General features: G+C 60.7%; 8 protein-coding genes. 7 read left to right on the top strand and 1 reads right to left on the bottom strand.

From position 1 onward, the window contains the following. Positions 1-172: 172 nt before the first annotated feature. Positions 173-1,207, bottom strand: coding sequence for an AraC family transcriptional regulator (locus NL116_RS11435; RefSeq protein ID WP_494377235.1), 1,035 nt, complete (start codon positions 1,205-1,207; stop codon positions 173-175). A 354-nt stretch (positions 1,208-1,561) separates the two neighbouring features. Here NL116_RS11435 and NL116_RS11440 point away from each other — a divergent pair, with 354 nt between their 5' ends. From NL116_RS11440 to NL116_RS11470, 7 genes are all read left to right on the top strand, one after another. After that, positions 1,562-2,128, top strand: coding sequence for an RBBP9/YdeN family alpha/beta hydrolase (locus tag NL116_RS11440; protein WP_494377236.1), 567 nt, complete (start codon positions 1,562-1,564; stop codon positions 2,126-2,128). Between the two features lie 128 nt (positions 2,129-2,256). Then, a complete protein-coding gene (locus NL116_RS11445) occupies positions 2,257-4,260 on the top strand; it encodes a DUF1302 domain-containing protein (protein WP_494377237.1) in 2,004 nt (667 codons plus the stop codon). A gap of 41 nt (positions 4,261-4,301) precedes the next feature. Then, positions 4,302-5,660 carry a DUF1329 domain-containing protein gene (locus tag NL116_RS11450; protein ID WP_494377238.1) on the top strand — a complete coding sequence of 453 codons (1,359 nt, stop codon included), beginning with the start codon at positions 4,302-4,304 and terminating at the stop codon, positions 5,658-5,660. 147 nt (positions 5,661-5,807) lie between these two features. Further along, positions 5,808-6,896: a WD40/YVTN/BNR-like repeat-containing protein gene (locus tag NL116_RS11455; RefSeq protein ID WP_494377239.1), complete on the top strand. Its 1,089-nt coding sequence runs from the start codon at positions 5,808-5,810 to the stop codon at positions 6,894-6,896. A 15-nt stretch (positions 6,897-6,911) separates the two neighbouring features. After that, positions 6,912-9,449 (top strand): efflux RND transporter permease subunit, encoded by a 2,538-nt coding sequence (locus tag NL116_RS11460; RefSeq protein ID WP_494377240.1) that lies wholly within the window; start codon positions 6,912-6,914, stop codon positions 9,447-9,449. A 6-nt stretch (positions 9,450-9,455) separates the two neighbouring features. Then, positions 9,456-11,234 carry an acyl-CoA dehydrogenase C-terminal domain-containing protein gene (locus NL116_RS11465; protein ID WP_494377241.1) on the top strand — a complete coding sequence of 593 codons (1,779 nt, stop codon included), beginning with the start codon at positions 9,456-9,458 and terminating at the stop codon, positions 11,232-11,234. A 41-nt stretch (positions 11,235-11,275) separates the two neighbouring features. Continuing rightward, complete coding sequence (locus NL116_RS11470) at positions 11,276-12,919, top strand: fatty acid--CoA ligase (protein ID WP_494377242.1); 1,644 nt, start codon at positions 11,276-11,278, stop codon at positions 12,917-12,919. Positions 12,920-12,929 lie beyond the last annotated feature (10 nt).

Here is a 12,929-nt window from a genome sequence, read left to right on the forward strand (position 1 = left end):
AATTACCGGGCGGCCCCAAGGCGCACAAGCCGGCGGATTCTGGCGTAGCCGTAGGCAACGGCGCAAGGTCTTGTGGCTTTCCGGAAGTAACCTGGACGGGTTTTAAACAAGCGCTTTCGGGCGATGTTTAATACCCCGAATACCCAAGGGGGAACTCAGGGGTTTGGCGGCCTCAGGATTCGTGTTGACCCGGGACAGATTTGGCGGCGCCTTGCTTTTGTGCACGCCACGCAGCCGGTGGCATGCCGAACTGGGTGATGAACCAGCGCGTGAACGAACTCGCCATCGAGTACCCGAGCATGTCGGCGATGCGGCCCAGCGAGTAATTCGGGTTCTCCAGATAACGCAGCACCAGATCACGGCGCACGTCGTTGATCAGGTCGTTGAAGGCGCAGCCGTCGTCTTTGAGGCGGCGTTGCAGCGTTCGTACGTTCATGCCCTGGGTCTGGGCGATTTGCTCGATGGTGGCGCGTCCCATTGGCAGCAGCAGGTAAATGGCCTTGCGCACCTCGAACAGCAACGACTCGCCTTCATGGCTCAGCAACGAGTCGAGGTAGCCCTGGGCGTAACGCGCCATGGCCGGGTCGGCGTGGGGGTTGGTCACGTCCAGGCTGGCATTGGGGCAGACAATGCCGTTGAACTCGCTGCCGAACTCCACCGTGCAGCCAAACAGGCGGCGGTGCAGTTGCAGGTTGTCTGGAGGCTGGTGGGTGAAGTTGACGCTGTAGGGATGCCAGTGCGCGCCGAGCAGCGCAGCACACAAGCGGAACATCACGCCGATGGCCAGTTCGTTGGCCTGCCGGGAGGGCATCGGCGTATCGGTCACCACCTCTTCGCGAATGATCACCATCTTGCCGGCCTCTTCAATGAAAATGGCCAGCGAATCATTCATCAAGTGCCGGTAATGCACTACCACCTGCAAGGCTTCGCGCAGCGTGCGCTGGTGTGTAAGCAGCAGGCTGACCACGCCGAAATCCGAGAGCTGGCGCGACTCGGCCATGCTCAGGCCGAAGCTCTGGCAGCCACTGGCAACGGCCGAATCTTCCAGTACACGCACGGCGCAATCGATAGGGATCCGGTGTTCCGGCGCCAGCAACTGAGCCCTGCTCAAGCCGTTGGCAGCCAATACATCACGCGGGTTGAAACCCAGGTAATTAGTGACCTCCAGGTAGTTGGTCAAGACGGCGGCGCGAACAAGCTTGGTCATGCGTGGGTCTTCCCTGGGCCGGTAACGGTGGAAACGAGCGTGGCGACTATAGCCAGCACGTCATGAAATGGAAAGTTGTTGCGCAAGCGCCGAACGGCATCCGGATCCCCCTCAAATCACTTCCGTCTCATCGCGACATAACCGTCTCACGTATTGATTACAGTGGCCTTGGGCAAACCTGCCGTGGTTTTCGACCAGCGGGCACCTCACGTCGACACCCCCGAATCTGTCATGAAAAGAAAAGCGACTGACGTCCAATGAAAAGCGCCCGGGGTGGGGGCTCTTTAATGTCAGCACTACAAAAACGTCTGACCTATGAGTCAGTCGAGTCATCGAGAACGCGTAGGTGCTGATGTGGACAAACTGCAAACTGCTGCAACCGTTTTAATCGTACCTGGCTTGCGTGAGCACGTGGCCGAGCATTGGCAGACATTGCTTGAAGCCAGGCTCGCCAAGGTACGCAGCGTCCCGCCGCTTGAAACCGACAAACTCGACTGCGCTGCACGGGTCCGTGCGATCCAGCACGAACTGGAGCAGATCGACGGGTCGGTGATTCTGGTCGCCCACAGTGCCGGCGTATTGATGGTCGCGCACTGGGCCGCCTTGCACCGCCGTCCGATCAAGGGCGCTCTGCTGGCTGCGCCACCGGACCTCGATGCCACCTGGCCGCAAGGCTATCCCTCTTCTGATTCTCTGCGCTCCCATGGCTGGAATCCGCTCCCCGAAGGTCGGTTGCCGTTCCCGAGCCTGGTGATCGGCAGCACCAACGATCACTTGGCCAGTCTCGACGCTGTCACTCGCATGGCTCGAGGCTGGGGTGCAGAACTGCGCAATCTCGGTGCAGTCGGTCATCTGAACCCGGCTGCAGGATTTGGCCACTGGCCAGAAGCCGAAGCTTTCATCCTCGAGCTGGATCGTTAATTCAGGCGCCGGTTGGCCCTAAGCCAAACGGCATTTGCCCTCATTCCTGAGCAACGCAAAACCCTGGAACAAGGGAATGCGTGAGGGCGGCTGCGCTTAAAACAAATACAAAAGGCGGAGACAACGCAATGCACAACAATAAGAGTCACGGGTTCACGGTTTCGCGCTACACATTGCTGGCCTCAGCCATTCTGGCCGCGTCCATGCCAACCGCCCAGGCGGTTGAACTGGATACCGGTAATCCGGACTGGACCGCGCGTCTGGATAACACCATCAAGTACAACTACGGTGTGCGCACCGAAAGCGCCGACAAGCGCATGTTGGGGACGCCAAACAACAACGACGGCGACTACAACTTCCGCAAGGCTGGCACCAACATCACCAACCGTATCGACCTGTTGACCGAAATGGACGTGGTTTACAAAAACGCCATGGGCTTTCGTGTCAGTGCCGCCAGCTGGTACGACAAGGCGTATGAAAACACCGGTTCCAACTCCAACCCGTTCGTCAACGGCAACGATGCACGCTCCGGCCTGGTGGCCAACGATCCGCGCCTGGCCGCCGTCACCAACGACAACGTCGGTTTTGGCAGCCCGCACCTGAGCAACTATGCCCAGCGTTACTACACCGGTCCGTCCGGCGAAATCCTCGACGCATTCGTGTTCTACAGCACCGAAGTGGGCGAGGAATCTTTGCTGAGCGTCAAGGCCGGTCAGCACAACGTGTTCTGGGGCGAGACCCTTCTCAACCCGGTGCATTCGATCAGTTACGGCCAGTCCGGCCTTGACCTCGCCAAGCTGGCGGCGTCCCCGGGCACTGAAGCCAAAGAACTGTTCGTGCCGCGAAACCAACTGTCGACGACCTTCACCGTTAACCCTGAATTGACCATCGGCGCGCAGTACTTCCTGGACTGGGACGCCGCTCGCTTGCCTGAAGCCGGCACCTATTACGGTGGTTCAGATCTGGTGGGCTTCGGCGCGCAATCGTTCCTGTTGGGCAACACCAACGCCGTGGTTCCGGGCAGCCCGCTGCGTTGCGGACTGGCGCCGTGCAACGGCTTGACCAACGTGGTTCGTGGACATGACCTGACGCCGCACAGCAGCGGCGACTGGGGAGTGATGGCCAAGTGGTCTCCGGCCTGGCTGGACGGGACGCTCGGCGTCTACTACCGCGAGACGTCGGAAATCCTGCCGCAAGCCTGGCTGGATGCCCGAGGCATCTCGTCGGCCAACCCGAATGGCACTCGTCCAGCAGGGCAAGTACCTGCCGTGGTCAACACGCTCAACTCGTTGAACACCGCGACCTATCAACTGGCCTATGCCGACAACATTAAAGTCTTCGGCCTGAGTCTGTCCAAGGACGTCGGTGGCGTGAGTGTGGGTTCTGACCTGAACATTCGTCACAACATGCCGCTGGCCAGTATCCCGGCAATCGTCAGCTCCACCAGTCCGCTGGGCCTGGGCAAAGGCCTCGGCCTGTTGCCGGCGCGCACCGCTGACACGGGCGTGATCTACGACACCCCGAGCCGCGGCGACAGCATGAGCGCCACCGGCGACACCTTGCACTGGACGCTGAACGGTCTGATGACCATGCCTAAAACGCCGGTATTCGATTCGGCCACCCTGTTGGGCGAGCTGTACTACAGCAACCTGCTGAGCCTCGATGACAAGAACAAAGCGCTCTACAAGGGCGAAGACAGTTATCGCGGTATTGACCAGCCGACCCGTGACAACTGGGGCGTCGCGGTCAACTTCACACCGACCTGGTACCAGGTATTCCCGGGCGTCGACCTCAACGCGCCAATGTCCGTCAACGTCGGCCTCGCGGGTGTGTCACCGGTGTCCGGAGGCGGTGCCAAGGACACCGGCAACTATGCCTTCGGCGTGGGTGCCGTTGTGTACAACAAATACTTTGTCGACCTGAAGTATGTGGACTCTTTCGGCCAGACCGACAAGTGCAATAAAAGCGGCGTGAGTACCGGCCCGACGGGGGGCGACGGCTCTACTCCAAACGCCTTCAGCGGTAACGAAAACTATGCGTGCTACGCCGGTGGCTACTCGTCCTTTTCCGGTGGCGGTGCCACGACTGAGGATCGTGGTGCTGTTTACCTGACGATGAAAACCACCTTTTGATTCACCACTCGCTTACTCGACGTAAGCAGGAGAACCTCAACATGAAATATGTACAAACCGTGTTGGCTGCCTCGCTGGCGATGATTGTTGCCGCACAGGCACACGCTGCTGTATCTGCTCAGGATGCCACCAAACTGGGCAGCAGCCTGACCCTCGTCGGCGCTGAAAAAGCCGGGAATGCCGATGGCTCCATCCCCGCCTATGACGGCGGCCTGACCACGCCACCCGCCAGCTTCAAGGCCGGTGACAGCATGCGCCCGGATCCGTTTGCCAACGAAAAACCGCTGCTGGTCATCGACGGTAAAAACGTCGATCAGTACAAGGGGCAGCTCACCGCCACCACCGCGGAATTGGCCAAGCGTTTCCCGACGTTCAAAGTCGAGGTGTACCCGACTCACCGCACCGTTTCGCTGCCTAAAGCGATCCTCGACAACGGCGTGAAAAACGCCACCGGCGCCAAGTCCCTTGAAGGTGGCCTGGCCATCGACAATGTGCTGCCGGGCGTGCCGTTCCCGATTCCGCAATCGGGCAACGAGGCAATGTGGAACTTCCTGTTGCGCTATCAGGGCGTGAGCATCAACTCCAAGTACGATTCCTGGAACGTTGACTCCGCGGGCGTACCGAGCCTGGCGACCACCGGGCAGGCGTTTATCTCCTACCCGATCTATGAAAACCTGGCGCAGCCAATCAGCAGCGCCGACGTGTATTACCAGATGAAGCTGCAATACACCGGCCCGGCGCGTCGTGCCGGCGAAGCGGTGATGCTCAAGGACGCCGCCAACCCGCTGCAACAACCGCGTCGTGCCTGGCAGTACCTGCCTGGTCAGCGCCGTGTGAAGCTGGCACCCAACCTGGCCTACGACACGCCTAACCCAGGCACCGCCGGCGCCGGTACTTACGATGATGTGTTCGTGTTCAACGGTGCGCTGGATCGCTACGACTGGAAGCTGGTCGGCAAGCAAGAAATGATCGTGCCGTACAACACCTACAAGTTGACCTACGTGCAGGATCCGAAGTCGATCACCACGCCTAACCACTTGGCACCGGACTTTGTGCGCTGGGAAAAACACCGCGTATGGGTCGTCGAAGGCACCCTCAAGGCCGGTGCACGTCACATCTACGCCAAACGTCGCTTCTACCTCGACGAAGACAGCTGGACCGCTGTGGCCTCGGACCAATATGACGCCCGTGGTCAGCTGTACCGTGGCTCCTTTGCCTTCCTCAGCCAGAGCTATGACAAGCAGGTGCCTGACTCCACGCCGTTCATGATTTATGACCTGGTGGGCGGTTCCTACAACATCAACGGGGTAGTCGGCCCTTACGGCGGCATCAAGTACATCGATCCGCTCTCCAAGGCGCAGTGGTCATCAGAATCCCTGGCGGGCGCTGGCATTCGCTGAGCAAACCGCAACAAGGCGTTCATCGGTCCACGGCCCGCAGCCGTGTGACCGGCGACGGTCGGTGCTCGCCGATCGTCGTAGCGCCGGTTTTCAACGTCGGGCCGCACGCTTGCAGTGCCTGACGCGGTTTTCCCAAGAGGACGCGGTATGTGTTCGTACAAAAAGTACCTGCAGTTAACGCTCGGCGCCCTGCTTGCTATGTCGCAGGGCGTCATCCAGGCAGCCGGTTACGTCGATGTGCTGGACCTGCCTGCCAGAGTCAGTCCGCTGGCGGTCAGCAGCCCGTTGACCGGCATGACCCGTGCGGGCGACCGATTGGTTGCCGTCGGGCAGCGTGGGCACATTCTCTATTCCGATGACAGCGGTAAACACTGGCAGCAAGCCGTCGTGCCAGTGAGTGCCGATCTCAGTGCGGTGAATTTTCCATCGGCCAGGGAAGGCTGGACGGTCGGCAATGATGGCGTGGTGTTGCACAGCGAGGATGCTGGCGTGACCTGGCGCAAGCAATTGGATGGCCGTCAGATCGGTGAATTGCTGGTCAGGCATTACGGTGCGTTGGCCAGTGCCGAACCGGGCAACGAACAATGGGCCCACTGGGCCGCCGAAGGTCAGCGCCTGATGGAGCAGGGCGCCGATAAACCCTTGCTCGACGTCTGGTTCGCCAACGAGCAGGTCGGCTATGTGATCGGCGTGTTCAACCTGATTCTGCGCACTGAAGACGGCGGGCAGACCTGGACCCCGTTTCAAGACCGCACCGATAACCCGCAAGGCTTTCACCTGAACGCCATCGCCTCGACCGGCGACGCGTTGTACATCGCCGGCGAGCAGGGCCTGTTGCTCAAATGGGATGACGCCAGCCAGCGCTTCGCCGCCGTGCCGACGCCTTATCAAGGCAGCTTCTTCGGCGTGCTCGGCAAGCCCGGCGAAGTGCTGGTGTACGGTTTGCGCGGCAACGTGTTGCGCAGCACCGATGACGGCCAGAACTGGACCGCGCTGGACACCGGCCTGCACATCAGCGTCACCGCCGGCCTCATCGATAACCATGGTGACTACCGCTTGTTCACCCAGGGTGGGCAGATGCTGGTCAGCCAAGGCTCTGGCGCGCAACTGCACCTGGTTCAGCAGCCCGTACCGACGCCAATAGCTGGCGCCTCCGAGGCCGCCGACGGCTCGTTGGTCGTGGCTGGCAGCCGTGGCGCACTGGCGCTGTCCGTCGTTAAGACCTCGAACCCTTAAAGCGAGTACCCAGACATGGGCAACATAAAACAACAAGAAGCCATGCCGGTGATCCGCGACGTGCGCGATTTCGACCGTCGCTCCGGCAACCTGCTGGAACGCCTGGTCTTCAACTACCGCCCGCTGTTCATGCTGCTGATGGCGCTCGCCACCGTGGTGCTGGGCTACATGGCGGCGACCCGCCTGGAGCTGCGCCCCAGCTTCGAAAAAATGATTCCGCAGAGCCAGCCGTACATCCAGAATTTTTTGGAAAACCGTGCGTCCCTGCGCGGCTTGGGTAACTCGGTGCGCGTGGTGGTGGAAAACACCCAGGGCGATATTTTCGACCCTGAATACCTGGACGTGCTCAAGCAGGTCAACGACCAACTGTTCCTCACCGAAGGTGTTGATCGAGCGTGGATGAAGTCGTTGTGGAGCCCGTCGGTGCGCTGGACCGAAGTCACCGAGGAAGGCTTCCAGGGTGGCTCGGTGATGCCCGACACCTACCAGGGCAACCCTGCAGAAATCGAACAACTGCGCCAGAACATTTCCCGCGCCGGGATCGTCGGCAGCCTGGTCGCCAGCGATTTCAAATCCAGCATGCTGATCGTGCCGTTGCTGGACAAAACCTCGGCCACTGGCCAGAGCATCAACTATCATCAGTTTTCGCAGATGCTCGAAGAGCAGTTGCGCGACAAGATCGAATACGCCGGTGACAGCGCCGCGCGCAAGTCCGGTGTGGAAGGCAAAGGTCACTACAAAGTCCGGGTGATCGGCTTCGCCAAACTGATGGGCGACCTGATCGATGGCCTGATTCAGGTGATGATGTTTTTCGGCCTGGCGGTGATCACTTCGCTGGTGATCATCTACGCCTACACCCGCTGCGTGCGCAGCACCTTGCTGGTGGTTGGCTGCTCGCTGATCGCGGTGGTCTGGCAACTGGGCATCGTTGCGTGGCTGGGTTATGCCATCGATCCATACTCGGTGTTGGTGCCGTTTTTGATCTTCGCCATCGGCGTGTCCCATGCCGCGCAGAAGATGAACGGAATCATGCAGGACATCGCCCGCGGCACCCATAAACTGATCGCCGCGCGCTACACCTTTCGTCGTCTGTTCATTGCCGGCGTCACCGCGTTGCTGGCCGACGCCGTGGGTTTCGCGGTACTGATGCTGATCGACATTCCAGTGATCCAGGACCTGGCGATCACCGCCAGCATCGGTGTCGCGGTGTTGATCTTCACCTCGCTGTTGCTGATGCCGGTGGCGCTGTCGTACGTCGGCGTCGGGGCCAAGGCTGCCGAGCGCGCACTGAAAATCGACACCCGCGCGGAAAAGAACAAAGGCTTCGGCCGACTCTGGGATTTGCTCGACCGTTTCACCACCCGCAAGTGGGCCATCGGTGCAGTCGTGGTCGCGGTGTTGATGGGCGTCGGCGGTTTCATGGTCAGCCTGCACCTGAAAATCGGCGACCTCGAAAGCGGGGCGCCGGAGCTGCGTGCTGACTCGCGCTACAACCGCGACAACGCCTACATCACCCAGCATTACGCGCTGTCCAGCGACCTGTTCGCGGTGATGATCAAGACCGCCCCGGAAGGTTGCCTTAACTACAAGACCCTGGTATTGGCCGACCGTCTGGCCTGGGAACTGCAACAGAGTCCGGGCGTGCGGGCGACGACGTCGCTGGTCAACGCCGTACGCCAGATCACCGCCGGCACCTACGAGGGCAACCCCAAGCTCAACAGCATCCAGCGCAACCAGGACGTGCTCAACTACGCCGCGCAGCAAGCCTCGGTCAACTCGCCGGAGCTGTTTAACAACAACTGCTCGCTGATGCCAGTGATCGCTTTCCTCAAGGATCACAAGGCCGAAACCCTCGACGCCGTGGTCGCCATCGCCGACCAGTTCGCCAAGGAAAACAGCACCGAAGATCGTCAGTTCCTGCTCGCTGCCGGCAGCGCCGGAATCGAAGCGGCGACCAACATCGTGGTGCGCGAGGCCAATCACACCATGCTGCTGTACGTCTACGCGGCGGTGACCTTGTTCTGTCTGATCACCTTCCGCAGCTGGCGCGCGACGCTGGTGGCGCTGCTGCCGCTGGTGCTGACGTCGATCCTCTGCGAAGCCTTGATGGTGGCGATGGGCATCGGCGTGAAAGTCGCGACCTTGCCGGTGATTGCGTTGGGCGTGGGCATCGGTGTGGATTACGCGTTGTACCTGCTCAGCGTCCAGCTGCATTTCCAGCGTCAGGGCCTGTCGCTGTCGCAGTCGTACCGTAACGCCGTGTCGTTCACCGGCCGCGTGGTCGGCCTGGTCGGCATCACCCTGGCCGCCGGCGTGGTGTGCTGGGTCTGGTCGCCGATCAAGTTCCAGGCCGACATGGGCATCCTGCTGACCTTCATGTTCCTGTGGAACATGCTCGGCGCGCTGATCCTGATTCCAGCCCTGTCGTACTTCCTGCTGCGTGAAAAATCCCTGGAGACGCATCCTGTCGAGGACGCTCCGCTGGCGCCCGCCGAAGAGACCGCCACCGCGCACACTTCACCCGTTCCTCATGCCTTGAGCACACCTGAGTAAGTCACTATGTCCGAATACAAAGCTCCCTTGCGCGACATGCGCTTCGTCCTCAATGAAGTCTTTGAGGTGTCCAGCCTGTGGGCGACATTGCCTGGCCTGGCCGAGGTGATTGATGAAGAGACGGCTGCCGCGATCCTGGAAGAGGCCGGCAAGATCACCGGTGAAGTGATCGCACCGCTGAACCGCAATGGCGACGAACAAGGTTGCACCTGGAACAACGGCGAAGTCATCGCGCCGGACGGTTTTGTTGCTGCGTACCAGGCGTTCGCCGAAGGCGGTTGGGTCGGTGTGGGCGGCGATCCGCAGTTCGGCGGCATGGGCATGCCCAAGGCGATTTCGGCGCAGGTCGAAGAGATGGTCAACTCGGCCGGCCTGTCCTTCGGCCTGTACCCGATGCTGACGGCCGGTGCCTGCCTGTCGATCAATGCCCACGCCAGCGAAGAACTCAAGCAGCGTTACCTGCCGAACATGTACGCCGGCACCTGGACCGGTTCGATGTGCCTGACCGAGGCCCATGCCGGCACCGACCTTGGCCTGATCCGCACCCGCGCCGAGCCTCAGGCCGACGGCAGCTACAAGGTCAGCGGCAGCAAGATTTTCATCACCGGCGGTGAGCACGACCTGACCGAAAACATCATTCATCTGGTACTGGCCCGACTGCCGGATGCACCGGCCGGTCCGAAAGGCATTTCCCTGTTCCTGGTGCCCAAGGTGCTGGTCAACGGCGACGGTTCCCTGGGCGAACGCAACGCGCTGTCCTGCGGGTCGATCGAACACAAGATGGGCATCAAGGCTTCCGCCACCTGCGTGATGAACTTTGACGGCGCCACCGGCTGGATCGTCGACGCGCCGAACAAGGGCCTGGCGGCGATGTTCACCATGATGAACTACGAGCGTCTGGGCGTCGGCATTCAGGGCTTGTCCCTGGGCGAGCGCTCGTACCAGAACGCCGTCGAGTACGCCCGTGACCGTCTGCAAAGCCGTTCACCAACTGGCGCGCAGAACAAGGACAAGGCTGCCGACCCGATCATCGTCCATCCGGACGTGCGACGCATGTTGTTGACCATGAAAGCCTTGAACGAAGGCGGCCGTGCGTTTTCCAGCTACGTAGCTCTGCAACTGGACACGGCCAAGTACAGCGAAGACACGACCACGCGCCATCGTGCACAGCAATTGGTGTCGCTGTTGACCCCGGTGGCCAAGGCGTTTCTCACCGACATGGGGCTGGAAACCACCGTCCACGGCCAGCAGATTTTCGGCGGCCACGGCTATATCCGCGAGTGGGGCCAGGAGCAATTGGTGCGTGACGTGCGCATCACGCAGATCTACGAAGGCACCAACGGCATTCAGTCGCTGGACCTGGTCGGGCGCAAGATCGTCGGCAGCGGCGGGGCGCTTTACCGCTTGTTCGCCTCCGAGGTTCGCCACTTCGCCGCCAACGCCAGCGCTGAGCTCGGCGAGTTCAGCAAACCGTTGAACGCCGCCGTGGACGTCCTCGACGAATTGACCGCGTGGGTGCTCGACCGTGCGCAAAACAACCCGAATGAAATCGGCGCCGCCTCGGTCGAGTATCTGCAAACCTTCGGCTATGTCGCCTACGCGTACATGTGGGCATTGATGGCCAAGACCGCCATCAGCAAGCAGGCCGAAGACGACTTCTACGTCAGCAAACTGGCTACCGCACGCTTCTACTTCGCCCGCCTGCTGCCACGCATCCATTCATTGAGCGCATCGGTCAAGGCGGGCAGCGAGTGCCTCTACGAACTGGACGCAGCGCAGTTCTGATCGCCGAGCCAATGCATTAAAAAGGACCAGGAAACCCAAACATGATGGCGACAAAAATAATCCCGCCCGCCGATGGCGCCTATGCCTATCCCTTGCTGATCAAGCAACTGTTGCTGTCCGGTGCACGCTACGAGCCGGGTCGCGAAATCGTCTACGCCGACAAACTGCGCTACGACTACCAGACGCTCAACAAACGCATCCGCAAACTGGCCAACGCCTTGACGGCCGCCGGCGTGAAAGCCGGGGACACCGTGGCGCTGATGGACTGGGACAGTCATCGCTACCTGGAATGCTTCTTCGCCGTGCCGATGATTGGCGCAGTGCTGCACACGGTGAACATTCGTTTGTCGCCGGATCAGGTGCTGTTCACCATGAACCACGCCGAAGATGATCTGGTGCTGGTGCATGATGATTTCCTGCCGTTGCTCGAGCAGGTCCAGGCTCGGTTGACCACCGTCAAAGGCTATCTCCAACTTACCGATGACAACGCCGCCAGCACCTCGCTACCGGTGCTGGGTGAATATGAGCAGTTGTTGTCGCTGGCATCCGACCGGTACGACTTCCCCGATTTCGACGAGAACTCGGTGGCGACCCTGTTCTATACCACCGGCACCACTGGCGACCCGAAAGGCGTGTATTTCACCCACCGCCAACTGGTCCTGCACACCCTGAATGCCGTCGGCACGTTGGGCGTCTATCAAGGCCAGCCGTTGCTGCGTTCCGATGACGTGTACATGCCGATCACGCCGATGTTTCACGTGCATGCCTGGGGCGTGCCGTATGTCGCCACGTTGATGGGCCTGAAACAGGTGTACCCCGGCCGTTACGAGCCCAACAGCCTGGTCCGGTTGTACCGTGAGGAAAAGGTCACCTTCTCCCACTGCGTGCCGACCATTCTGCAAATGATCCTGAACTGCGCGGCCGGGAAACAGACCCGTTTCGAGGGCTGGAAAATGCTCCTCGGTGGCAGCGCATTGACCCTCGGCATCGCCAGCGAAGCCAGCGCCAAAGGCATGGTGGTCCACAGCGGTTACGGCATGTCGGAAACCTGCCCGCTGCTGTGCCTGAGTTACCTGCGTGACGACGTGCTTAAACAACCCATGCAAGAACAATTGGCGACCCGCATCAAGACCGGCACACCGGTGCCTATGGTTGACCTGAAAATCGTCGATGCCAGCGGCAACGATGTTGTGCATGACGGTGAGTCTCTCGGCGAAATCGTGGTTCGTGCGCCTTGGCTGACCCAGGGTTATTTGAAAGAACCGGCAAAGGGCGCCGAACTCTGGCTCGACGGTTGGATGCACACCGGTGACATGGCTTCCATCGACTCGATGGGCGGCGTGGAAATCAAGGATCGCATCAAGGATGTGATCAAGACAGGGGGGGAGTGGATCAGCTCACTGGAACTGGAAAGCCTGATCAGCGAACACGCGGCGGTGATGTCCGTCGCGGTCGTCGGCATTGTCGATGAACAGTGGGGCGAACGGCCCATGGCGATGGTGGTGTGCGAGCCGGGTCAGTACCTGGACAAGCCAATGCTTGAGACGCACCTGCAGACGTTTGTCGAGTGTGGGCGTATCAACAAATGGGCGATTCCGAAGCAATTTAAATTCGTGGCTGAGATTCCCAAGACCAGTGTCGGGAAGATCAACAAGAAGCTGATTCGGGAGAGTGAGGTGGGCTGACGGTTGGCCT

Source organism: Pseudomonas sp. FBCC-B1667 (genome assembly GCF_059133255.1).